Source organism: Sulfurimonas hydrogeniphila (assembly GCF_009068765.1).
GTDB classification, from domain to species: domain Bacteria; phylum Campylobacterota; class Campylobacteria; order Campylobacterales; family Sulfurimonadaceae; genus Sulfurimonas; species Sulfurimonas hydrogeniphila.
Map to the genome: position 1 here is coordinate 1,640,194 of NZ_CP035534.1, position 24,942 is coordinate 1,665,135.

General features: G+C 37.6%; 22 protein-coding genes and 2 tRNA genes. 11 read left to right on the forward strand and 13 right to left on the reverse strand.

Annotated elements, in window-relative coordinates:
- Positions 1 to 154: 154 nt before the first annotated feature.
- The 3 genes from ETP70_RS08605 (at position 155) to ETP70_RS08615 (ending at position 3,123) form a co-directional block, all read left to right on the forward strand.
- A complete protein-coding gene (locus ETP70_RS08605; protein ID WP_230973248.1) occupies positions 155 to 1,321 on the forward strand; it encodes a sensor histidine kinase in 1,167 nt (388 codons plus the stop codon).
- A 79-nt stretch (positions 1,322 to 1,400) separates the two neighbouring features.
- The gene (locus ETP70_RS08610; RefSeq protein WP_151900803.1) at positions 1,401 to 1,652 is read left to right on the forward strand and encodes a YfhL family 4Fe-4S dicluster ferredoxin; all 252 of its coding nucleotides are present in this window, start codon (positions 1,401 to 1,403) and stop codon (positions 1,650 to 1,652) included.
- 4 nt (positions 1,653 to 1,656) lie between these two features.
- On the forward strand, positions 1,657 to 3,123 hold the full coding sequence (locus ETP70_RS08615) for a Ppx/GppA phosphatase family protein (protein WP_151900804.1): 1,467 nt from the start codon (positions 1,657 to 1,659) through the stop codon (positions 3,121 to 3,123).
- On the opposite strand, the gene bamA is transcribed toward ETP70_RS08615, so the two are convergent.
- Positions 3,120 to 5,381, reverse strand: a complete 2,262-nt coding sequence (bamA, locus tag ETP70_RS08620) for an outer membrane protein assembly factor BamA (protein WP_151900805.1) — start codon at positions 5,379 to 5,381, stop codon at positions 3,120 to 3,122. The genes ETP70_RS08615 and bamA overlap by 4 nt on opposite strands.
- 98 nt (positions 5,382 to 5,479) lie before the next feature.
- On the opposite strand from bamA, the gene ETP70_RS08625 reads away from it, so the two are divergent.
- Positions 5,480 to 6,310 (forward strand): prephenate dehydrogenase, encoded by an 831-nt coding sequence (locus ETP70_RS08625; protein ID WP_151900806.1) that lies wholly within the window; start codon positions 5,480 to 5,482, stop codon positions 6,308 to 6,310.
- Here ETP70_RS08625 and ETP70_RS08630 read toward each other — a convergent pair.
- The 8 genes from ETP70_RS08630 to ETP70_RS08665 form a co-directional block, all read right to left on the reverse strand.
- Positions 6,307 to 7,743 (reverse strand): BatD family protein, encoded by a 1,437-nt coding sequence (locus tag ETP70_RS08630; RefSeq protein WP_151900807.1) that lies wholly within the window; start codon positions 7,741 to 7,743, stop codon positions 6,307 to 6,309. The two genes, ETP70_RS08625 and ETP70_RS08630, sit on opposite strands and share 4 nt — an antisense overlap.
- The gene (locus ETP70_RS08635) at positions 7,727 to 9,667 is read right to left on the reverse strand and encodes a VWA domain-containing protein (RefSeq protein ID WP_151900808.1); all 1,941 of its coding nucleotides are present in this window, start codon (positions 9,665 to 9,667) and stop codon (positions 7,727 to 7,729) included. Before ETP70_RS08635 ends, ETP70_RS08630 begins: the two co-directional genes overlap by 17 nt.
- On the reverse strand, positions 9,664 to 10,515 hold the full coding sequence (locus ETP70_RS08640) for a vWA domain-containing protein (protein ID WP_230973249.1): 852 nt from the start codon (positions 10,513 to 10,515) through the stop codon (positions 9,664 to 9,666). The genes ETP70_RS08635 and ETP70_RS08640 overlap by 4 nt, the downstream gene beginning before the upstream one ends.
- Before the next feature lie 73 nt (positions 10,516 to 10,588).
- A complete protein-coding gene (locus ETP70_RS08645; protein ID WP_151900810.1) occupies positions 10,589 to 10,996 on the reverse strand; it encodes a hypothetical protein in 408 nt (135 codons plus the stop codon).
- Positions 10,997 to 11,827, reverse strand: a complete 831-nt coding sequence (locus tag ETP70_RS08650) for a DUF58 domain-containing protein (protein WP_188109970.1) — start codon at positions 11,825 to 11,827, stop codon at positions 10,997 to 10,999.
- Positions 11,828 to 11,837: 10 nt separating this feature from the next.
- Positions 11,838 to 12,785, reverse strand: coding sequence for an AAA family ATPase (locus ETP70_RS08655; protein WP_151900811.1), 948 nt, complete (start codon positions 12,783 to 12,785; stop codon positions 11,838 to 11,840).
- Positions 12,786 to 12,855: 70 nt separating this feature from the next.
- On the reverse strand, positions 12,856 to 13,848 hold the full coding sequence (locus ETP70_RS08660) for an LPP20 family lipoprotein (protein ID WP_151900812.1): 993 nt from the start codon (positions 13,846 to 13,848) through the stop codon (positions 12,856 to 12,858).
- Positions 13,845 to 14,846: a CsgG/HfaB family protein gene (locus ETP70_RS08665; RefSeq protein WP_151900813.1), complete on the reverse strand. Its 1,002-nt coding sequence runs from the start codon at positions 14,844 to 14,846 to the stop codon at positions 13,845 to 13,847. The genes ETP70_RS08660 and ETP70_RS08665 overlap by 4 nt, the downstream gene beginning before the upstream one ends.
- A gap of 154 nt (positions 14,847 to 15,000) precedes the next feature.
- Between ETP70_RS08665 and ETP70_RS08670 the strand changes: the two genes are divergently transcribed.
- The 4 genes from ETP70_RS08670 to ETP70_RS08685 all read left to right on the forward strand — a co-directional run bounded on the left by ETP70_RS08670 (position 15,001) and on the right by ETP70_RS08685 (position 17,119).
- Positions 15,001 to 15,076: transfer RNA gene (locus ETP70_RS08670), tRNA-Lys, on the forward strand.
- Between the two features lie 98 nt (positions 15,077 to 15,174).
- Positions 15,175 to 15,249, forward strand: a tRNA-Glu gene (locus ETP70_RS08675).
- Between the two features lie 77 nt (positions 15,250 to 15,326).
- Entirely contained in the window at positions 15,327 to 16,922 is a 1,596-nt protein-coding gene (locus tag ETP70_RS08680; RefSeq protein WP_151900814.1) for a Na/Pi cotransporter family protein, read from the forward strand.
- 26 nt (positions 16,923 to 16,948) lie between these two features.
- On the forward strand, positions 16,949 to 17,119 hold the full coding sequence (locus ETP70_RS08685) for a rubredoxin (protein WP_430739208.1): 171 nt from the start codon (positions 16,949 to 16,951) through the stop codon (positions 17,117 to 17,119).
- A gap of 5 nt (positions 17,120 to 17,124) precedes the next feature.
- On the opposite strand, the gene ETP70_RS08690 is transcribed toward ETP70_RS08685, so the two are convergent.
- The 4 genes from ETP70_RS08690 to ETP70_RS08705 all read right to left on the reverse strand — a co-directional run bounded on the left by ETP70_RS08690 (position 17,125) and on the right by ETP70_RS08705 (position 21,279).
- Positions 17,125 to 17,916 carry an energy transducer TonB gene (locus tag ETP70_RS08690; protein ID WP_151900815.1) on the reverse strand — a complete coding sequence of 264 codons (792 nt, stop codon included), beginning with the start codon at positions 17,914 to 17,916 and terminating at the stop codon, positions 17,125 to 17,127.
- Between the two features lie 8 nt (positions 17,917 to 17,924).
- Complete coding sequence (locus ETP70_RS08695; protein ID WP_151900816.1) at positions 17,925 to 19,100, reverse strand: ammonium transporter; 1,176 nt, start codon at positions 19,098 to 19,100, stop codon at positions 17,925 to 17,927.
- A 448-nt stretch (positions 19,101 to 19,548) separates the two neighbouring features.
- The gene (locus ETP70_RS08700; RefSeq protein ID WP_151900817.1) at positions 19,549 to 19,887 is read right to left on the reverse strand and encodes a P-II family nitrogen regulator; all 339 of its coding nucleotides are present in this window, start codon (positions 19,885 to 19,887) and stop codon (positions 19,549 to 19,551) included.
- A gap of 81 nt (positions 19,888 to 19,968) precedes the next feature.
- On the reverse strand, positions 19,969 to 21,279 hold the full coding sequence (locus ETP70_RS08705; RefSeq protein ID WP_151900818.1) for an ammonium transporter: 1,311 nt from the start codon (positions 21,277 to 21,279) through the stop codon (positions 19,969 to 19,971).
- A 198-nt stretch (positions 21,280 to 21,477) separates the two neighbouring features.
- Here ETP70_RS08705 and gyrA point away from each other — a divergent pair, with 198 nt between their 5' ends.
- The 3 genes from gyrA to ETP70_RS12430 all read left to right on the forward strand — a co-directional run bounded on the left by gyrA (position 21,478) and on the right by ETP70_RS12430 (position 24,930).
- Positions 21,478 to 23,958: a DNA gyrase subunit A gene (gyrA, locus tag ETP70_RS08710; RefSeq protein WP_151900819.1), complete on the forward strand. Its 2,481-nt coding sequence runs from the start codon at positions 21,478 to 21,480 to the stop codon at positions 23,956 to 23,958.
- 44 nt (positions 23,959 to 24,002) lie between these two features.
- Positions 24,003 to 24,569, forward strand: a complete 567-nt coding sequence (locus ETP70_RS08715) for an LPP20 family lipoprotein (protein WP_151900820.1) — start codon at positions 24,003 to 24,005, stop codon at positions 24,567 to 24,569.
- Positions 24,570 to 24,774: 205 nt separating this feature from the next.
- Positions 24,775 to 24,930, forward strand: a complete 156-nt coding sequence (locus tag ETP70_RS12430) for a hypothetical protein (protein ID WP_188109971.1) — start codon at positions 24,775 to 24,777, stop codon at positions 24,928 to 24,930.
- The last annotated feature ends 12 nt before the right edge of the window (positions 24,931 to 24,942 follow it).

Below are 24,942 nucleotides of genomic sequence, written 5' to 3' on the forward strand. Positions count from 1 at the left end.
AATATTTATGGGGTTATATCATGTTCTCTTCACGAAGTATTCGGACAAACTTTTTAATCAAACTGATATTCTCATCACTGACACTCATTATCATCTTTTCATCTCTCTTGTATTTTTATATAGAAAAATCAATATATGATGAAAAAAAGAGGAATTGGTACAATATGCCAAAAATATTTCTGCATACAAATCAGTTTTTCAGACAGATGAATCAATGGGAGAAAACTTTTTCTCTTTAAATGTCGGCATCATTAATTTGAAAAATTCTCATACCGGTATGGATATTTATGAAACTTCTCAGAATAATCATACTTTTTTAACGCTCATCTATCCCTTTAACCTTGATGATAAAAGCTATCTGAAAATTACAAAAGATATTACACAGACAAAGCATCTTCTGAAAAAGATTCAAAGATATATCTTTGTTATCAATATAGCAAGTATCCTGCTTGTTATTATCTATGCTATTGCCTTGTCCAAAATGCTTATTGCTCCTATTCAGACATTTTCAAACAAACTGGCAAATATGAATGAGCACCTCATCACAGAGATAGATATGAAAAAACTTCCTAAAGAGTTTGAACCTTTGGGGGCAACGCTCAACCATCTGATTTTAAGAATTGAAAATTTTGTCAAATATCAAAAAGAGCTTTTTATAGGGACCGCACATGAATTAAAAACTCCCTTGGCGGTTATAAAATTAAAAAACCAGGTAACTCTCATAAAAAAACGCTCACCCGAAGAGTATATAGAAGCTATCAAAACAACCAACAAAACTGTCGATGAAATGAATATAATTATAACAAACATACTCAACATAGGCCGTCAGGAAGGAGCGCAGCTTGACAGACCTGTAGAGGTGGATGTCATAGCCTTTTTAAAACAAAAAGCAAATGACTTCAAACTGCTTGCCGAAAACGAAGGCAAACAGCTGCATATGGATTTTAAACCCGACGGATTTATGGCAACACTGCAGATAAGTCTTTTAAACCAGATTCTGCAAAACTTTTTGCAAAATGCCATTAAATTTACGCCCAAGGACAAATCTATCATACTCAGAAGTTCACAGGATGATGTCGGATTACTGATAGAGGTTGTAGATGAGGGATGTGGAATTGATGACAGTATAGATTTATTTGCACCATTTAAGCGTCAAGGAAACAAATCCGGCGTCGGTCTTGGTCTTTTCCTGGCAAAAAGCGCCGCAGATGCCTTAGGTGCGAAAATAAGCATAAGAAACAGAAAAGACGGAATTGACGGAACAGTAGCATCTTTGCAGCTTAATTCTAAATTATCCTGTATAATTCCAAAGAAGAGGTAATCTTTCAAAAATAATAAAGCTTTAATTTGCTATAAATCGTCAGATTAAAAAATAAATATAAAATATAAGGTTTTTGAATATGGCTTTAATAATAAATGATGAATGTATAGCATGTGATGCATGTAGAGAAGAATGTCCTACACTGGCAATAGAAGAAGGTGATCCGATTTATTATATTGATCCCGACAGATGTACTGAGTGCGTCGGCATATATGATGAACCTGCCTGTATATCTGTTTGTCCTGTTGACTGCATAGTGCCGGATAAAGATAATGTTGAAACTGTGGCAGAACTGCAGTTTAAATATAAAAATTTAGAAATAGAAGAGTAGTTCTTTGGCAAAGCGTGTTGCAATCATAGACATAGGCTCCAATTCAGTGAGAATGGTGATATATGAGAAAGTGTCACGTTTTGCTTTTCATTTGCTTCATGAAGAGAAGTCAAAGGTCAGAATTTCTGAAGATGCCTACAAACACGAAGGAGCTCTGCAAGAGGTTCCTATGCAAAGAGCTTTTGATGCACTGAGTGACTTTATACAGATCAGCAACTCTTTTAAGACAAACAAACTCTTTTGTGTTGCAACTTCGGCACTCAGAGATGCCCCCAATAAAAAAGATTTTTTACAAAAAGTAAAAAAAGAACTCAAACTCAATATAAAAATTATCAGTGGCGAAAAAGAAGCGTACTTCGGAGGCATTGCCTGTGCCAATCTTTTGCCAATGCAGGAAAATGCACTCAGCATAGATATAGGAGGCGGTTCTACTGAGCTTGCCTATATAGACAAAAACAATGTCTCCCATCCTCTATCTCTCAAACTTGGAACAGTACGTCTTAAAGAGCTTTATTTTGATGCTGATGACATAGAAGGTGCCATCAGGTATATTGACGAACAACTCCAAATGCTTCCTGCTATGAAAGTTGAAACACTCATCGGAATCGGCGGAACATTTCGGGCAATATCCAGTTCTATCATGAAGAGAGAAACATATCCGCTGAATAAACTTCACGCTTATGAATTTAAGGTCACTCTCTTGCAGGAGTTTATAGAAGAACTGCTCAATGCAAAAAGCAACAAAGAACTCAAAAGCCTTTTTATCAACAGTAACAGATTTGATGTCATTAAACCCGGTACGCTTATTTTACAAAGACTTATCAAAAAGATAAATATCTCAAAAGTGATTACAAGCGGTGTAGGTGTACGAGAGGGTGTATATCTGAGTGATTTGCTAAGGAACTCCAAACATAAATTTCCGCACAATTACAATACCTCCGTGCGCTATATTATAGACTCGCACATAAAAGACAGACAGTTTTCAAATAATTTAAGCTTATTGGCTAAAAAACTCTTTGATTTAACCCATGAATATTTTGGTATAGATTACAAATACAGATACAATCTTGCCTTAGCCGCAAAACTATATCCCGCAGGAAGCAGTGTCCATTTTTATTCCCAAAACAAGCATACCTATTATTTGATAAAAAGTGCCCTGGAGTTTGGTTTCAGACATCACGACATCATGCTCATTGCCACATTGACAAAGTACGCTAAAAACAAACTGCCATCGAGTACCCATTTGCAACTCTACAAAAAACTTCTTCCCAAAGAACAGATTACGAAAACACTCAGTTTTCTGCTCTCTTTAAGTATAGCACTCTTAAGCCACAGGCCAAGAAACCTGGATTTTGAGTTAGTGTTTGAAAAAAACACATTACATGTAAACTCTTCAAAAAAACTTTATCTCGCCAAAGAAGCCGTACTGAAACTAGAATGTGAACATAACAGTTTTAGCGTAAAATTCTAAAATCTCTGTCCCATTGTAAATTCAAAGTTTGCAGTCTGGTCGCCATCCTGAGGGTTTATCGGACGGGCAAACATTAGCTGAATCGGGCCGACAGGTGAGAACCACTCCAGTCCAAGCCCGTATCCGGCTCTTGAAATATTGTTGGTTAGTAAATTATCTGTTACATTATCCGAAATCATTCCCCAGTCTGCAAAAGCCACTATACGCATTTTTGCTTTTGGTATCAAAGGCATACTCAATTCTATATTATTTGAAAAAGTTTGTGTTCCGCCCACTCTTCTTATTCCATCCACTGCAGTAGCATCCGCTACAGTCGGAGAAAGTGTATATGCCTGGTACCCTCGCACACTTCCAATCCCGCCCATATAAAATTTTTCGGCAAGCGGAATGTATCCGTTGTCTATAATTGCATAATATCTGGCTTTGTATCTAAAAATAGCATCAAATCCAAGCAGATCCTGAAGTCCATAGTATTTGGCAAAATTTGTTCTTGCCTTTATAAAGTCAGCCGTACCGCCAAGCCCTGATTTTTCAAGACTCTGGGACAATTCAAATCCTTTACGAGGAAGATAATAATCATCAGTATTATCCCATTTTATACTCACAGAAACACTGCTTTTTGTAAAAGCTTCAAACGGATTGATCCCGCCATATACAGAAGCATTGAAGTCATCTCCAAAAGTATAACTGTTACTTGAATAAGCATATCCCAGATAACCACTGATATAGCGTGTAAACCTGTGTCCTATTCCCATACTCAGACCATTGCTTACAACAGAATAGTCAATATAATCAAAAGCTGACTGATAAATAGAAAAGTTTCCACTGAAATCACTGTCATTGAGACGAGGATTCGAAATATTAAAAGAGTAGTTTTGTGTTGTCTGGGATTTTTCAGCCTTAATGCCGACATTAATACCCGACCCCCATATATTTCTATCATTTACCCCGATACTCAGCAACAGTCCTCCATAACTTCCGTATCCGCCTCCCAACTGAATATTACCGGTTGGTGCTTCTTTGACTTTTACAATCAAATCCATAGTCTTGTTGTCAATTCTTTTTTCCTCAATTGTATTGCTGTCAAAAAAACCAAGCCTTCCAAGTGCTGCACGGGAATCTGTCAAATCCGTTAATGAGTATATATCATTCGGTCCCAAATACAACTCTCGACGTATTACCCTGTCAAGTGTTCTGTTATTACCTGAAATCAATACATTTCTGATTCTTACTTTCTCTCCGGGTATAACTTTGAACACTACTTCAACTGTATGGTTTTCTTTGTCTTTTTTCAAGTCAGGCACTACCTGAACAAAAGCATAACCAAGGTCTGCAACAAGTGTTTTAATCTTTTTTGAGTCCTCTCTAAAAGTTTTGATATTGAAAGTTTCATCTTTTTTCAGCGAGATGGCATCTCGTAATTTTGCATCATCTGCAACATGGACAAGTTGATTGACGGAAATTTTGCTTATTTTATATGGTTTGCCTTCTGAAATCAGATAACTCATATCAGCACTGTAGTTGTCAAAATCAACCCGCACAAAAGGTTCATCTACTTTCGCATCCAGATACCCGTACTGCATATAATAGTCACGTATTCTCAGGTTATCGTATTCCAAATCTCTCAGACTCATTTTACCGTCATTCTGTCCCCAGAACCAGCCCATGAATTCTTGCTCTTTATTGGCTATAACATCATCAAAATCATCCGGATCCAAGCCGTATACACCACTGTATTGTAATTTTTTGATAATAATTTCTTCGCCTTCGTTCACAACAAAAGTAACTTTTACACTTCCGTTTTCCAAATATGTCGTTTCAACTTCTACGACACTGTCAATTTTACCTTCTTGTGAAATTGCGTCAATGATTCTTTTTTTGGCAGCTTCAATTTTCTTTTCATCATATAACGACCCTTTTTTGATTTGAATGACAGACTCTTTGACTTCATCATCATCTTCTTTCCAGCCCTTGAGTTCCACCTTGGAGATAATTGCTTTTTCTTTAAAATAAAAAGTCAGTTTTCCCTTTTCATCAAATTCTGTCCAGATATCATTAAAATAGCCTTGATCAAAATATTTTTTAATCGCTTTGTCAACCATCTCTTTGTCTATGTCATCACCTTCGCCAAATCCTAAAATTCTCAAGGCAACCGGCTTGGAAAGGTGGATTAATCCATTATAATCAATAGTTTTCACTACACGCGCATATATATTAGTTGTCAATACAACCAGCAAAAAAGACAAAAGTATTTTCATTCATATTCCATTTAAAAAATTAGTAAAGATTTTACCCATTATGTGGTTAATATTAAGTAAATTCAGTATAATTTTACAAATTAACACAAAGAATAAACATGAATATAGCAATTATTGGATTAGGTTTGATGGGAGGTTCCCTTGCCCTTTCATTAAAAAAACAAAATTATGTTGACTCTATTGTAGGTTATGATCATAATCAAAAGCATACACAGGATGCCCTTTGCCTTGGACTGGTAGACAAAATAGTCTCTTTTGAAGAGGTGAAGAAGTGTGATGTTATTTTTCTTGCCATTCCTGTCAACGGTGTAATTAAAATATTAAAAGAACTGACGGATGTCGGGCCAGATACCACCATTATCGACCTGGGAAGCACAAAAGAAAAAATTGTAGCCTCTGTCCCGCCGCAGATACGCAAAAACTTTGTAGCCGCACACCCTATGACCGGAACAGAAAACTTTGGTCCGCATGCCGCGGTTGAAAATCTTTACTACGACAAGGTTGTTGTATTGTGCGATCTTGAAGAGAGTGGAGAACTGCAGACAAAGGTTGCCAAAAAAATATTTAAATCGCTGCATATGAAAAAACATTTTATGAAGTCTCAGGAGCATGACCGTCATGCCGCTTTTATTTCACATATGCCCCATGCCATCTCTTATTCTATTGCCAACACTGTGTTAAAGCAGGAAAATAAGCACACAATTTTAGCCTTGGCTGCAGGTGGGTTTCGTTCCATGAGTCGTCTGGCAAAGAGTTCTCCCTATATGTGGGAAGATATTTTCAGACAGAACAAAGAGAATCTGCTTGAAGCTATAGAACTTTTTGAAACAGAGCTTACAAATCTCAAACAAAACATTCAAAACGAAGAGTGGGACAAAGTCCATCAAGAGATGGCCAATGCCAACAAACTGCATGATATCCTGGATTAGGATATATCATATTTTTTCAGCAGTTCTTTTACAAGCTTTTTATCTATCTTTTCTTTTTTTGAAGAGTAAAGATTAGCTTCCAAAATATCTACAACTTTTTTCACTTCCTTATCTTTGTCTTTATACGGCAACAGTTTTATAAGCAACAGTTTTTCATCATTGAGATTCAATACTCTTTCTTTTTTCAAAAATTTCACCGGTTTTGCAAATATCATAATCAATATTCCAATGATAACTCCTGCAACAAAAGCTATACCTATAGAAAGTTTGTCATAGACTTTTGCTCTGTCCTTTACATGTAAAGGCTGTTCAGGAGTTTGAACAGACTCTTCTCTTTGTATTTTCAATGCTGTTTTTTTCACCGCACCGTTTACTTTGATATGAATGGGCTGTGTAGAGATTTTTTCTACCCGTTTTGTTTTAAGATTGTAAAATGCCAGTGAAAAAGGCGGAATTGTGAAATCTTTATCTGAAACAAAGGCTAACTTTTGTGTCAGAGTATTGCCTTTGATATTTATTTTTTCATCAAAAACATTTACACCCGGTATATAGGGTTTAAAACTCTTAATATCTTCCAAATTACCTTCACCTGTCACTTTGACGGTAACATTCACTGCTTCATTAGGATTAATCTCCAATTTGTCGGCAGTCGCTTCAATTGTAAAGTTACCGACTATTTTTGCATTATTAGGCAAAGGCTTTACATGTAACTCCACCGGATTTGAAAAATAGCTCTTCCATTTTATCTGAGGCATAAAACCTCCCCAGACATCCCTTGAAGAAATTCTTGTCGCAATTTTAAGCTGTGCCGGTTTAATTGTAAGATTTCCTTCTCTTTGCGGAGCCAGTCTGTAGCTTGCTTTTGTGATGACATACCCGTCTTTTTGAGTTCTTGTTGCCTGTGATTCGCCTTTGATCCAGAAGCCTTTAAAATCCGGCGCTATAAATTTACTGTCAACGGCTTCGGCATCTTCTTTTTGTTTCAGCACCAGATTGAGCGTAAACGGTTCCCCCACAAACAACTCTGTTTTTGAGGGAATCAAATTCAGTACAAAATCGGCATTTTTATCCTGTACTGCCGGTTTTACCGTTACTTTTACACTGTTGGATTGCTCTGTTTTTCCATCTACTTCAACACTCACCGGTGAAATCACACAGCTTTTTTGCGGCATAAACTGATAACTCAGTACATAGCTTTTTTTATAATCATTGTTTATCATCTCAATACTTGTCTGAGAACTTGTCCCCAATACATTGCTGCCGCATATTGTACTGATAAGCGGTTTATTGACTTCACCGCCTGTAATTGTCAGGGTATAGGTTGCGACTTCTCCGCTGACAACGCTTTTAGGATATACCTTTGCCACAACCTTTGCATATCCTGCCGTTGCAAGCAGGCTAAAAATTATTATTATTTTACCAAGGTTTTTCATTACTGTTTTCCTTCTTCTTGTTACTTTGGTTTAATCTGTATAAATACGTACTTTGTTCATTATTAAGGCTTTTGAGCCATTTTGCCTCTTCTGCATCACTCATCCTGTTTTTCATTTTTTCTGCCTGTGCAGCTGATGCGGAAGCAGACTTCTTTTTGTCTTTTTTCTGTTTTTTCTCCGCACTCTTTTGCTGAGATTTTTGCTGCTGTTCTTTTTTCTTTTGCTCTTTTTGTTTCTGATTTTTTTGTTGTTCGCCATTCTTTTCTTGCTGCTTTTTCTCTTCTTCGCTCGGCTTTTGAGATTTTCTCTGCTCACTCTTTTTGTCTTTTTTGCCTTTGGAGTTTTTGGAATCTTGCTTATTGTTTTGCTGCTGGTTGTTCTTTTGGTTGTTCTTATCCTGCTTTTTTCCGTTCTTTTTGTTATCTTTATTCTGCTGGTTCTGCTGTTTTTTCTGATTCTTCTGCTGCTGTTTTTTCTGATTTTTGTTCTTCTGATTTTTGTTTTTCTGCTGTTGTTTCTTCTGCTCTTTGTTCTTTAAGGCTTTTTTTACGGCTTCAAGGTTTTCTCTTGTATCTTTGTCTTCATGAAGTTTTAAAGATTTTTCATAAGATTCTATCGCCTTTTTCAAATTTGCTTCATCACCCATTTTTGCATAGGCATTACCCATATTTGAAAAATTTTTCGCACGTGCAGCTTTGTCATCAAAAGTTGCTTTTTCATAATTTCGAACCGCTTCTTTGTACTTTCCGGCCTTGTACAGGGCATTGGCTGCATTATAGTAACTTTCACTGTGGTTGCTCTTTTTTGCATAACTGTCATATATTTTTGCCGATTTTTCATACTCCTTGTGTTTGTAGGCATTTTTTGCCTCATCCAGATGCATAAAGTCCAGCAATCCCGCATATGACGGAGCAGGATTTCCGAGCAAAATGGCTAAAACAAACAATCCCGGCACCTCGACTTTTACCCGTTTACTCATAGAAGATGTCGCTATAAGCAGTAGCAGAAGTGCCAGTCCCAAAGGATAATAAAACAATGGTATATATTTTTCAATCTGCTCTGATTTGAGCTCTTTTTTCTTACTGTGACGCTCAATCTCTTTAAGCATTGCTTTGACATCGGCATCAGAATTGACACTTTCAATATAAACACCACCTGTTTTTGTTGCCAAGTCTGCAATTTTATCATTGAGTTTTGAAACAATGATTTTTCCGTTTTGTTTGATAAATTCTCCATTTTCAAGCTTTATCGGTGCTCCCTGCGGTGTGCCTACACCAAGCACAAATACCGCTATGTCATGCTTCTTTGCAAAAGCAGTCTCTTGAGAAAAATCTTTTTTGTCTCCGCCGTCACTCAATATCAGCAAATATTTTTTTGCATCTTTTTTTATACTTTTATCGACAACCTGCAGCATCGACATAAAGTCTGTGCCCTGTTCTGTTATAGAATTCGTGTTAAGTTTTTTCAGTAAAAAAGCAACAGCTTCATGATCAAAACTCAAGGGCGATACCAGATAGGAATTTTTTGCAAATGCAATCACACCGATGCGCTCATTTGGTGCCAGACGCAAGAGTTCAAGAGCCTTTTGTTTTGCCAGTTTTAATCTGTTTGGATAAACATCTTCTGCCAACATAGAATCTGATATATCCAAAGCTATCATAATATCAGCACTCTTAGCCGTCACTTCAATCTTTCCGTCTTTGATAACAGGACCTGCCAAAGCAAGTGTCATCAATACAGCAATCAGAAAAAAGAGTGCATTTCTTGCTTTGAGTGTCAAAGTGTTTGAAGAGACTCTGAGTCTTTGCATCACCTCGCTTGAAAAAAATGTTGCATGCGATTCTTTTTGTGTGAGCAACAATCCAAAGAGTATAACAATTAACGGTAACATATAGTAAAGAAATTCCGGATGTAAAAAACTCATATTACACTCCCTCTTTTATTTCGTAAATAGACATAAAGCAGCAGAGACAACAATGCTATAAACAGCGGATAAAAATAGTAATAGTTTTTATAGGAAAATGTTTCATTTTTTATCTCTGATTTTTCCAGTGCATCAATTTTTTCATAGACCTCTTTAAGCTGTGAGGCATTTGCAGCACCAAAGGCAACACCGCCTGTCTCTTTTGCAATTTTCATAAGCACGGCTCTGTTGTACTCATCAGGAGCGCCTATCCCTATCGGATAAACTTTTACCCCCTCTTTTTTGGCAATATCCAGTGCCACATCCAAAGGAATTTTATCCACTCCGGCTGTGGAGTAGCCGTCTGTAAGCAAAATAGCAACTTTTGATTTTGCTTTGCTCATTTTTAACAGGTTCACTCCCTGTGCCAATGCTTCATACAGGGCTGTATATTTTCCCGCCATTCCTACTTCAAGCTGAGCAACAATGCGGGACAGTATATGCTTGTCATATGTCAACGGTGAAGCGATAAAAGAGTAGGAACCAAAAACGACAAGTCCCATATTGTCATTTTCTCTTTTGTTTATAAAATCCCGTACAATTGATTTCACAACATCAAAGCGTGATGCAGCGGGGTTGAGCGGGTCAAATCCACGCTCTTTCATAGAACCCGAAGCATCCAGAATAAGGGCTATCTCATGCCCGTGTTTTGGCTTCAACTCATACGGTTCGTCTTTTACCGGCGACATAAGTGCCAAAATCATCATAACAATTGTGAGCCATTTTAAAAAGAAAAGCAGTTTTGATGCAGAAACATTGCTCTTCATAAACTGTGAAGCATGCGGAAAGTAAATTGAAGGCAGCTTCATTTTGCAAAGTGTTTCACATGCTATAAAAAAGAATATAACAAACAGTAATTTTGGAAATTCGAAATATATGCCGTCAAACATCTATCATTCCCTTATATAACTCTATTACATGTAAAGTATCTGTATCAAAATTTTCTACATTTTTTTTATATTTATATTTTTGGAGTATTTGCAACATATTTTCATAGGCTTTTAAATGACGTTCACTGTCATCTTTAAAAGTTGCTCCGTAAAATGTCAAATCATATGCCGCTTTTTTCGGATTTGAATAGTCTACCGAAAATAGCCTCTTGTAATGCTCTGCTCTTTTGTTGTATTTTTTTCTGTTTTGCATCCATTTGTATGCCAAATATATAAAACCCAAAAGTATCAGAACAACTAAAAGGCTTACTCCGATAAGATAATATAAAGAGTACTCATGTATCTCTATAAGCGGCTTAATATCATGCAAAGGAATTTCATTTTGTTGTAGGTTTTGCATCTATCTGCCCTCAAATAATCGTCGTAAGGAAACACCGATTTTTCCGTCTGTATAAACTTTTGTAAATCGAATCTGGTGTTTTCTGAATGTTGCATAGAGTTTTCTGTCATGCACCAAAACTTTTTTTGCATACTCTTTGACTGTCTGGGCATTGAAATCACCCTCCAACACAGCACCGCTTTCAGGATCAACCAAAGAAGTAAACCCCATTTCAGGCGGTTTTTCTTCCAGCCTGTCCCGTACTATAACCGCAACGACTTCATGTTTTTTTGCCAATACTTTAAAATCTGGAATTTCAAAAAAATCACCGACAATGACAATCAAAGATTTTCTTTTGAGCCTTTTAAACAGAGTATCTGCCAAAACTTTATAGTCTGCTTTTTTGTTCAAAGGATCAAAATCCAAAATTTCATTCGTACTTTTATGGACCTGAAAAAGCTTTTTACTCGGTTTTAAAAAAGATTCCAGCTTATCACTGAAGATGTAGGAACTCAGCAAATCACCGTTTTTTATCGTCGAAAAGCTCAGCATGGCTGTAATTTCTGCAATAACATCCTGTTTAAACCGTTTGGAGCCAAAATAGACACTGCCGTTGAGCATTGATGCCACGACTACATTCAACTCTCTTTCTTCACGAAATATTTTAATATAAGGCTTTTGCAGTTTTGCCGTGATATTCCAGTCAATATGTCGAATGTCGTCACCGGGCATATATTCACGCAATTCTATAAAGTCATAGCCCTCGCCTTGAAAAATAGACGGATTGTTTCCAACCATCTCACTAAAAACCTGACGGCGGGCCCGTACAAGTATTTTTTGTAGTTTGCTCATTATGGCGACCTTATGGTATCGCTACAGTTTCAAGCACTTTTTGAATGATTTCATCTGTCGTGATACCTTCAGCCTCAGCCTCGTATGTAAGCACAATACGGTGACGCATCAACTCTTTTACGATATAAGCAACATCAACAGGAGTAACAAAGTCTTTGCCGCGCATAAATGCCATCGCCTTCACGGCTTTGAACATGTCTATACTCACACGGGGAGAAGCTCCAAACTGAATGTACTCTTTGACCTCTTCGAGTCCATACTCTTCAGGATGTCTTGTTGCATTGACGAGTTCTATCATGTACTCTTCCACTTCTTCGTCTACATGTATATCGCGTACAACTTTTTTCAGCTCTTCAAGTTCGCTTTTATTCAAAACCGGATTGATTGTCTCAAAATTTCCGCTTGAAATTCTTCTTGCGATTTCAAGCTCTTCTTTTTTTGTGTTGTATCCGACGACAAGTTTAAGCATAAATCTGTCAAGCTGCGCTTCAGGGAGCTGATAGACGCCCTCTTGTTCTACCGGGTTTTGTGTTGCCATGACAAAAAACGGCAGATCAAGTTTAAATGTCGTATCACCGATTGTCACCTGCTTTTCCTGCATCACTTCAAGCAAAGCAGACTGCACTTTTGCCGGAGCACGGTTAATTTCGTCCGCAAGCAAAAGATTCGTAAAAATCGGACCTTTTTTGATTTTAAACTGATTGTTCTGCGGGTCGTATATTTCAGCCCCCAAAATATCCGAAGGGAGTAAATCCGGTGTGAACTGTGCCCGCTTAAAGTCAAGCCCCAGAGCTTTTGAAAGTGCATTGACCGTTGTTGTTTTTGCCAGTCCAGGAACACCTTCTATAAGGATATGCCCTTCACACAACAGTGCAATCAGCAGAGAATCTATCATCTTTTCCTGCCCGACAACTACTTTTGCAACTTCTTTTTTTACCTCTTGTATTTTATTAATCATTTTTATACCTCAGTTATTACTATTTCTTTTTATTATTATTGCAAGTATATTCCCAAGAAGTAAACGGTTACTAAATACCAATATTTAACACTTTTGAAATGCCCTCTTTTTGTATGAGCGAATGAAGCTTTTTGACAAGATTCTGCCTGGCTATTTCATAACCCTGGGAAGACTGTCCGGTTACATGTATGACATTTTCTCCTAACACTTCCCCTTTATAGTTTTTCGTTACAAAAGATATTTCACTGCGGGCAAGCGTAAAACCGTACGCGCTTGCCTTTTTGATTTTTGCATGAATAAAAACAGTATAGTGCATGTTTGATTTCACATTTTTTATGATAAATTTTTGTTTGGTCAGGGCACTTCTGAGTGGTTCAGCCAGACTTTTCACATTGGAATTTACCCAAAAGCTGATATGTTTCAGAAGATAATCATACTCTTCATTTACTTTACTCATCCATGCTATGTATTTTGTGTCGTCAAAGCCTTTATACAGCACTTTCATCACTATCAGAGCATTCTGTATATATGTAAATGATTTTTTCATCTTTTTATAATATGCCAAGCGTTTGAGGGCATCACATTTTTGTAAATTTTCGACTTTGCTCCTGTATATTTTCAGTTTTTGGTCCAGTTCATTTTTTAAGCCTTGAAACAACTTTTGTTTAGTGACCTTTATAAGCACCGCATATCTTTTAAAGCCGAGTTTTTTTGTATGGAGTATTTCATATTCGCTGATTTTTATTTTTTCAACACTGCTTTGTGTTTCATTGATGTATGTTGCCTCGGAGCTGTTGACACTTCCCTCTTTTACAACTGTTTTTGCACGAAAATTTGATGAAACCGCTACATGTAATGTCGAGGCTAAAAGACTCAAGGCATTCGTAATGGCATCTTGCTGGTTTTCACCTTCCCCCAGTGCATAAAGCGTAGAACTGTCAGACTGTGGAGGTTGCATATACCATGACGGAAGCTCTTTTTTTGCAACAACAACTCTTTGCTTTGCAGCACAACCGCCTAAAAGCAGCCCTGTAATAAGAAAGAGTAGGCTTAATTTGTTCATCTGTTTAACTGCTCAAGTGTTTTTTTTCTTTTGGAGATAAGAGAGTTGATACGGACAACAGCCTCATTAATCTCCTCAACCGGCTCTATCATCAAATTGTCCGCATATTCATAGTACTCTTTCGCCTCTTCATATTTCCCCTGTGCCTCTTTTATCACACCCAAATCATAAAATGCCACATAACTTTTCATATTTGTCGCATCAATCAACTCTTTCAAAAATTTTTCTGCTTTGTCATAACGCCTCTGCTCAATATATTTTAAAGAGATTTTCAAAAGTTTCTCTTGTTCATCTGTATAATCCAAATCAGGATCCTCAAGTAATTTTACATGAAATTTTCTGTAATGCGGAGTCAGCTTATAAATAAATGTATCTGCTATATCATCGGCAAGCTTTTGCGCCACCATCATTTTTGACGGGATCGCCCGCGAATCATCAGCACAGTGCTTAAATGAACTTGTTCTGCCTAAAGTATCAGCATAAATGATATCGCCTTTGGCAACATCCACTATTCTTACTTCTGCAGAAAGTCCTATAAGCCGTTTCATACAGCGCACACGGTATGTTTCGAGTTCTGTACATTTTCTATTTGCACAACGGACACGAGGCTCATAAAAATAACTGTCTTCTTTGGTAACAGGGCTTACATTTCCGGAAATAATAGCCTGCGCGCCTATCAGTTCTCCAACCTGGACAATCTTTTCATCATTGACAAGACCACTGTTTTGCAGTTTTTGCTCTGCTATAACTTTATTTATATCGTTTCTGCTGACAACAGTAAAATATTTTTTATTGTTTATCTCAAAATTAGAAAGCTTTGCCTCTATTTTTCTCGAAAGTCCTACTCTGTCATGTGTGAAATCTGTCACTGCTATTACTTTTGTTTGCGATATTCTGTCAATTTGTGCAGGCTCAAGTGCCTGTACAGTCACTTTCTGAGAACATCCGCTCATAAAAACAATAAAAAAAGCCATTAGTATATTTGTAATATTTTTCATAAAACTCCTCTTCGTGAAACGATTGTAGTTAAAAAGCATTTAATTGTAAATAAATCTATGCTTTCTTATAAAATTTATAAATTTTCACTCTTTTTTCTTGACATATCAATTGTATTTGTCTATAATTTCGACCTCTTAACAATAAGAGGCAAGAGTCCTGTTAGCTCAGCTGGTAGAGCACGTCACTTTTAATGATGTGGCCGATGGTTCGAATCCATCACAGGACACCATTTTTTTGTTATTTGCACCTCAGATTAAAGTTCACGTACCTTATGTACGATTCACTTTAAACTTCGGCACAACTAATCAAAAAACAACTACAAAAAGTGGCCCCGTCGTCTAGCGGTTAGGATCCATGGTTTTCATCCATGTTACAGGAGTTCGATTCTCCTCGGGGTCACCAACTTTACTCACTTTCAAACAATCATTAGAAATTTATGTCATAATAACATTATCCTATAAAGAGGGAACAACATAGTTATGCATTCATGGACTACACTTTCCCAGGCATTTGGGGGCATCGGTATTTTTATACTTGGTATGATTATCATGACCCAGGGTTTACATGCTCTTGCCGGAGATACTATCAGAAATGCTTTAATTCGTTTTACAAAAACACCCACTACCGGAGTTATAACAGGAGCTGTCAGTACCGCTGTTTTACAGTCATCAAGTGCTACAACAGTTGCTGCTGTAGGGTTTGTATCTGCAGGATTATTAACATTTCCCCAAGCACTCGGTATTATCTTTGGCGCAAATATCGGTACCACTATTACAGGATGGATGGTAGCACTTCTCGGATTTAAACTCAAACTGGGCACTCTGGTTTTGCCTTTTATACTTGTAGGGTCAAGTTTAAAACTTTTTTCAAAAGGAAAAGCAGCGGATATCGGTTTTGCCATTGCCGGATTTGGTCTGATTTTTGTCGGTATCAGCTTTATGCAAGAGGGCATGTCTGTCTATAAAGACATCATTTCACCTGAATACTTTCCGGGAGATTCTTTTTTTGGCCGATTTGAGCTCTTCTTACTTGGGATTCTTGTCACAATTATCACACAGTCATCAAGCGCAGGTGTTGCCGCGACACTCACAATGATTTACGGAGGTGCCATCAGTTTTGAGCAGGGAGCAGCCTTGGTAGTCGGCATGGATGTAGGTACAACAGTTACAGCGGCTTTAGCAACCATAGGTGGCTCTACAGAAGTAAAAAGAACCGGCTTTTCACATGTTGTATACAATATATTTACCGGTATTGCCGCGCTTTTTTTAATAGCACCCTACACTCTGTTCTTTGAATCTTTCGCGCCCGGTTTTTTCATGCAACAGGCTGAAATTGTCTTAGTACTGTTTCATACTTTTTTCAACTTTTTAGGTGTCATTGCAATTATACCTTTTACAATACCTTTTGCGCATCTTATGGAAAAAATCATACCCGAACCAAAACAAAAGTATATACAGGATTTTGATCCTGCATTACTTGAAAATATCCCTTTGGCTTTGAGTGTTGTGCAAAAATCTCTTGAAAATGAATTCAAAACATTATTGCGGTATATGCTCTATTTACTTGGAGCGAAAAAAAATGCACACAAAATCAATCTGCATACTTTTGACAAGCTTTTAGATGAAACACAGAATTTCTTAGACAAAATTAATTTAAAAAATACACAGGATGCAAACTGGCAACGGCTTATCAGTCTCATTCATGTTATTGACCATCTGCAACGGCTTTTTGACCGATGCCGTGAAGATGAGCACAAAGCACTGTTTCTTCAATCATCACCCTTGTTGGTATTAGAAAAAAATCAATTTATTGGGCTTATTCAAACAAGTCTGCAACTCCTTGAAAAAACATCCTTGCAGGAACTGGCCAATTATACACAGCAGAGCAACTATGACATTGACAGGAAAACAGAACAAAAGAGAGAAGAAATAACACTGTTAATGGCCGACGGGACCGTTAGCATAGATGAGGGCACCTACCACTTAGAAGCAATTCGGTGGCTGCAACGTTCATCGGTACACATTACACGTATTGCATATCATCTGCAACAGGCACTGCTCAATGCAGGAAAATAAGATATAATAAGTAACAGGAGCCAGTTATGGATAAATTGCAAAAATATAAATGTGTGTTTTGCGGTCATATTTATGACCCGAAAATCGGTGATGAAAAAAGTGGCATTCCTCCCGGAACAGCTTTTGAGGATCTTCCTGAGAACTGGAAATGTCCGGGTTGCGGTGCCCAAAAAGAGTATTTCAAGCCTGTTGAGTAAAACTGTTATTGTAAAGAGTATCGAATCGGTACACTCAACATTATATCTGTTTTCGGCTTTGGAAATTTTCCTGAAAGCTCAGCGATTGTTTTAATCGCCGCACGCGTCAAGATACCACTGCTTGAAGATATTGTTGTAATTTGTATAACAGTAGCATCTTTCAACAGCATAAAGCGAACAGTAACAGAACCCTGTATGCCTCGCTTACGTGCCATTCTCGGATAGTAGAGGTTTTCTTTTATCAATTGGGCAATCTGTGCCAGATTTTCCTGCAAATACGCTTCTTTCTCACTCACCTTTTTTTCAACAGTTTTTTTTGTCCTCTTTTCCCTGCGAAGATTTTCTTCTGCAACAGGCATGTTTTTCACGACTTCTTCTACTTTTTTTTCCGGTTTTTCTGCTGCTGTTTGTTCTATTCTTTTTTCCGGTTTTGTCTTTTCTTCAATCTTCGCCTCTTTTATCGTTTCTTCTTTCTTTTTAATCTGTTTTTTTAAAGGAATTTTTTTCTTAATTTTCTTGGGTTTTTGTTGGGTTTTTTGTTTTTTGGGAGGAATCACTTTTTTATGTTGCGGGACTTTTTTCACTTTTTTTTCAGAGATAACTTTTTTTCTCTCTTTTTTCTTCTTATGTATTTCTTCAGCCTGTTGTTTGATACATCTCAAATTTACACACACTCTTTTTTCTTCTTCAACAAATGCGGCAGATGAGACCACATACTTATAAACACCAAACAGGCTCAGCAGAATAAGCGCATGAACGAGCAAAGAAAGAAAAAGAGACTTTGAGTGATTAAGCATACATTATTTTAAATGGCGCGTTTAAATTCAGGATAGGCTTCAACGCCAACCTCATTGACATCAAGCCCCTCTACCTGAATATCATCCTCTGCTCTGAATGCAACAATCTTGTTGATAATGTAAATAACAATATAGGAACTCACAAATGCAAAAACTCCGATGACTACAATCCCTTTGAGTTGTGAAATCAGTGACACTTTATCAACAAAAATACCAACAGCGAGTGTACCCCAAATTCCGTTGACAAGGTGAACAGAAAGTGCACCTACAGGATCATCAAGTTTTAATTTGTCAAACATTGGTACAGCAAAAACAACAAGTGCACCGCCAATGGCACCAATCAGGATTGGTGTGTACATGTCATACAAATCAGGTCCTGCAGTAATTGCAACAAGCCCTCCAAGCGCACCGTTTAATATCATTGTGATATCTAAAAGCTTATAGCGTGCATACATGATAACAGCTGCAATGATTGCACCCGCCAAACCTGCCGTATTTGTATTCATAATCGTTTTTGCAACCGTATCGGCATTTTCGATACTTGAAATAGAACCGACACTGCCACCGTTAAATCCGAACCATCCTATCCATAAAAGAAGTGCTCCAAGAACCACAAGCGGTACATTTGATGCAGGTATCACTTTTATTTTCCCGTCTTTGTATCTGTCTTTTCTTGGTCCCATAATCAAAATCGCAGCCAGCAATGCCCAGCCTCCGGTGGAGTGAATAACAGTTGAACCTGCCAAATCATACATGTCAATATCCAACACTGTTCCCGCAAGAAGATCAGCGCCCCAGCTTACATTAACAATCAAAGGATAAATAACAGCACCCATAACAACCGTAAATATCATCAGTGGTATAATTTTTACACGCTCACTCACTCCACCACTCATAATATTTATAGTTTTACCGACAAATGCCATCTGAAACAAAAATGCCGCCCATATACTCATAGAAGAGTTTTCCCAGGAACCAAACGCAAGAGAGTAGCCGACAAGTAAAAATGCCATAGATGCTACCGCATAAATCATGGTATTTACCGTCAAAACAGAAGAGACATTTTTTGTTCTTACCAGTCCGGCTTCAAGCATGGCAAAACCCGGAACCATTAAAATAATCAAAACCATAGAAAAAAGTGTAAAGAAAGTATCCAGTATGTATTTGAAATCAGCTTCAGACATTATAAACCTTTAACCCGGATTATGCAACAGAAAACTCAAGAAAGTCTCTATCATTGTACCCAAGGCACATTCATAAAATTATTGACCAACCAAAAAGGTTGGCACAACAATTTTCTAAACATCCCTTGGACACAAGCATAGAACCTACTTATTATTTTCTATTGCATAATTCGGGTTTAAATTGAACTTAAAAGCTGAGTGTAGCAAAATCTTTATATTTTAAAAATTAAATCATTATTTTTAAATGCTAAAGAAGTCAATATGTGGATTTTCTACTCCTTGTAAAGGAGTCGGCTTGAGTGCCATAGCGGCCAGCGAAGCCAAAGGGGGTGGGATACCGCCATTAAGTTAAGCATTTTTTTGCAACGCGGACTTCAGTCCTGGCTGAAAGTGGCAAGACATTGCAACAGCCGGTACTGAAGTACCGGTTCCGAGAAAGCATTATTGTTTAGATAGCTTCCTCGTCAGTTTCACCTGTACGAATTCTGATAATTTTTTCTATGTCACTTACAAAAATCTTACCGTCTCCGATTTTACCTGTACGTGCTGCTTCAACAATTGTTGCCGTAACCTGTTCTACCATGTCTGCTGTAACAACCATTTCCATTTTTATTTTCGGTAAAAAATCAACCACATACTCGGCACCGCGGTACAATTCGCTATGCCCTTTTTGACGGCCATAGCCTTTTACTTCACTTACTGTCATACCGTCAATACCGATTTCTGCCAGTGCATCTTTTACATCTTCCAGTTTAAATGGTTTGATAACCGCTTCTACTTTTTTCATTATCACTACTCCAAAGTTTTATTATTTATCAATTGTAACCATTTTTGATTACAAAATCAATACACTAATCCCAAAAAGAGATTAGTTATTCATGTATCTTTCACCTTGAACAGATTCATCCAGACCCATTGTTTCTTCATCTTCACTTACACGTGAACCACCAGTCAATGCAGTAGCAACATAGTAAACAACAACAGTACCGATAAGAGTGAACAGTCCAACAATAACAACAGACTCAACCTGAACAATAAACTGTCCTATTCTGTCACCTGATTCTTTCAGCGGTCCGTCCCATAACAGGTCATTGTCTTTTAAAGCCAAAAGACCGGTTGCAAGTGCACCAAACAAACCAGCTAAAAAGTGAACACCGAATGCATCCAAAGAGTCATCATAACCAAGTTTCTTTTTAAGCACAGTCACACCCCAAAAAGCGAAGAGCGTTCCAACGATACCAACGATAAAAGCACCACCCACACCAACAAATCCGGCAGCAGGCGTAATAGCGACAAGTCCAGAAACAGCACCTGTAGCAAGTCCCAGCAATGTAGGCTTTTTATAAATAACCCACTCAGCAAGCATCCATGTAATAGCAGCTGCGGCAGTTGCTATCGTTGTAGTCAGGAGTGCTACACCGGCAATGGCATTCGCTCCAAATGCAGACCCTGCATTGAATCCGTACCAGCCAAACCATAAAAGAGCTGCACCAAGCGCAGTCAAAAGCACTGTAGCAGGTTTCATTGCAGACTTAGGATATCCGACACGTTTGCCAACAAGAACAGCAAGAACCAAACCGGCCAGACCACCATTCATATGGACAACTGTACCACCGGCAAAGTCTAAAGCACCTAAATCAAAGAGATAAGCACCGTCTCCACCCCAAACCATATGAGCAACAGGAGCATACACGACAAGTCCCCAAAGAGCCACAAATACCAGCCATGTAGAGAATTTAATACGTTCTATAACCGAACCTGCAGCAATAGCTACCGTAATAGCTGCAAATGTACCCTGAAATGCCACAAATACATAGGTAGGATATGTTCCGCTTAAATCATGCCAGCTGATTCCGTTTAAGAAGACATTACCGAATCCACCCATTACATTCTGAACAGCGGCAGACTCTGCTGTACCAAATGCTATAGAATAACCGGCAGCAATCCAAACGACAAATGCAACTACAAACGCTCCAAAAACCATAGCGTATGTATTGAGTACATTTTTACTTCTTGTCATACCTGCATAAAACAGTGCAAGACCTGCAGGTGTCATCAATAATACTAATGCAGTTGACATCATCATCCATGCTGTATCACCTGTATCAAGTGTTGCTGTATCCTCCGCAAATACGAATGTTGGTAAAGCAAATAAAAATGCTAATAACCATTTCTTCATGTGAATCCTTTTGTTGAATATTTTCAAAACAAAGTATAGAATAATTACATCTTTTTTTTCAGCTTAAACTGATTAATTTTTAAGCAGCTTTTACGATTCCTCTATTATTTATTCAATTACACAAAAATTCATCAGTTTTAAACATTTTATTAAGCGACAATAAGATAATATATATAAATTTAAATTTTAGGTGTTTCAATGAGCAACTTGTTAAACAATGGTGATATACAAAGTATAAATATAGAAGAAACTCTTCAAAACAGCTATCTTGATTACTCTATGAGTGTTATTGTCGGTCGTGCCCTGCCTGATGTAAGAGACGGGCTCAAACCTGTTCATAGAAGAATTCTTTATGCAATGGACAAACTCAATCTCTCATTTGGTGCAAAGTATAAAAAATCAGCACGTATCGTCGGTGATGTTATCGGTCAGTACCACCCTCACGGAGATACAGCTGTTTATGATGCACTCGTGCGAATGGCGCAGGATTTTTCCATGCGGATGGAACTTGTAGACGGACAGGGAAACTTCGGTTCGGTTGACGGTGACTCAGCTGCTGCAATGCGTTATACGGAAGCCCGTATGACAAAATATGCAGGTGAACTTTTAAAAGATTTGGAAAAGAACACTGTCAATATGATAGACAACTATGACGGTACAACAAAAGAGCCGGATGTAATGCCGACACGTGTGCCGAACCTTTTAATAAACGGTTCTTCAGGGATTGCGGTCGGTATGGCAACAAACATTCCTCCCCACAACCCTACTGAAATTATGAACGGACTCAAAGCACTCCTGGAAAATCCCAATATTACACTTCCTGAAATCATGGAACATATCAAAGCGCCTGATTTTCCGACAGGCGGCATTATATTTGGGAAAAAAGGGATTATGGATGCCTATGAAACAGGGCGTGGCCGTATAAAAGTACGTGCAAAAACACATATTGAGAAAAAAGGAAACAAAGACGTCATTGTCATTGATGAACTTCCTTATCAGGTAAACAAAGCCCGTCTTATTGAAAACGTTGCCAATTTGGTTAAAGACAAGATGATAGACGGGGTAAGCGAAATCAGAGATGAGTCCGACCGGGACGGTATGCGCGTTGTCATTGAGCTCAAACGTGACACAATCAGTGAAATTGTTTTAAATAATTTATTTAAACAAACTGCAATGCAGACAACCTTCGGTATCATAATGCTCTCCATTTTAAATCAGGAACCAAGAATTTTTGGTCTTATTGACATACTCAAGCATTTTATCAACCACCGAAAAACTATTATTATCCGTCGTACAATTTTTGATTTGGAAAAAGCAAAAGCGCGTGCACATATTTTGGAAGGTTTGAAAAAAGCAATAGATATTATTGATAAAGTCATTCGCACTATCCGTGCTTCCACAAATGAAGAAGAAGCAAAAGAAAACCTGGTAACAGAGTTCGATTTTTCAGAAATCCAGGCTGCAAGCATTGTTGCAATGCGTCTTGGTCGTCTTACAGGACTTGAAATTGAAAAAATAGAAAATGAATTGGCAGAACTTATGAAACAAATTGAGTTTCTTGAGTCAATTCTACAAAGTGAAAAAGTGCTGCACGGTATAATAGGTGATGAATTTGATGAAATTTTACAAACATATACCACAAAACGAAGAACTGACATCGAAGATGACTATGATGATATAGACATAGAAGACCTGATTCCCAATGAACCGATGGTTGTTACAATTACACACAGAGGATACATCAAGCGTGTACCGCTTGCAAGCTATGAAAAGCAAAAACGCGGAGGCAAAGGAAAAACTGCTGTCACAACCTATGAAGATGACTTTATAGAAAACTTCTTTACATGTAATACGCACGATACGCTCCTTTTTGTGACAGACAGAGGACAACTCCACTGGCTGAAAGTCTATCGTATACCTGAAGGAAGTCGTACAGCCAAAGGAAAAGCTGTTGTCAATTTACTTAATTTAATGGCGGATGAGCAAATTCAGTCTATTATTCCGACAACTGATTTCAGCGAAGAGAAATCTTTGGTCTTCTTTACAAAAAACGGAATTGTCAAACGAACAAATTTAAGCGAATTCAGCAATATCAGAAGCAACGGTGTCAGAGCAATTGTTCTTGATGATGATGATGCGCTCATTACAGCAAAAATTGCGGACAAAAGCATTAAATACCTCTTTATTGTGACAAAACTTGCACAGTGCATCAAATTTGAAATTGAAAAAACCCGGGAACAAGGACGAAGTACACGTGGAGTAAGAGGGATTAAGTTCAAGTACGAAGGTGATGAAGTCGTCGATGCAAACATTATAGCAAGTGATGATCAGGAGATTTTGATTGTCGCTGAAAAAGGGATAGGAAAACGTACGGATGCAGGAGAATACAGACTGACAAACCGTGGCGGTTCCGGTGTCATTGCCATGAAAATGACTGCAAAAACAGGCAAACATATTGTCGGCTGCCTAATGGTAGATGAGGGCATGGATATGATGGCGCTCACAAAAGCCGGTAAAATGATACGTGTTGATATGCAGACGATCTCCAAATCAAGCAGAAACACTTCCGGGGTCTATATAGTAAAAGGGGATGAAGTTGTCAGTATTTCACGCTGTCCGAAAGAAGAAAAAAGCGAAGAGGATGAGGAAGACACATCCCCTTCTTTAGACTTGGAATAGTAATTGCTAAAAGTCAAATACTACTTAATAAAGAGGAACTTAGCATGAAAAAAAATATCATTACAGGAAGTGTTATTGCTATCTTAGCATTAGGATTTTCAGCCTGTGCCTATAAACAACAGTGTGGCACTGACGAATGTGGTCATTCATATATAGATAGAACATACAGAAGTTACAACACTACTAAACAATGTAATGCACAAAAGCCGCCGATAGTGAAACAAAAAGTAAAAACTATTCAAACAGCAAAAAAAACATTACCGACACTACCTAAGAACACACAAGTTCTGCAGTGTAACAAACCGCTCAGAATCAGCGTTGTAGGGCAAGGTGTTGCACCATGCAATGGAGCATGTTCACCAGCACAAGCCTTAGCCTTAGCAAAAAGAGCTGCCATAGCAGATGCATATCGTCTTATTGCAGAAAAAGTAAAAGGTGTGTACGTAGAGGGAAATGATTATGTGAAGAATATGATGATTAAAAAATCAACAATTCGTACACATGTGGCAGCATGTTTAAGAAATACTAATATAGTAGAGACAAGCTTTAAAGATGGTCTATGTCAAGTAGAAATGGAAATAAAGCTTAAATATGCGGATATTATTCGTTAATTTTATTCTACTTTCTACTTTAGCATACGCTGACTTTTACTACATATCCTATAAATATGTGGTAAAAGATTTTCAACTTTATAATGAACAAATTCTTGTTTCAAAAGCAATGCAGTCCTGTTCTGGCAGCATCAGTCAATCTGTAATCTTTCAAAAAGAAAACAATAAAACATTTGAAAAGTTCATAAAAGAAAAAAAAGAAAAAATGATTGATTTTTTCCAAAAACTCGGACTACATGTAAAGAGTTATGACTCTTTTGATACAGTCAATTCACACACAAATACCACAATTACTTTTTTCACACAATGCTTCAAAGTCGATTTTAATGATAATTTTGTTAGAATATCAGCTTTAAAATAGCCGAATAAAAAC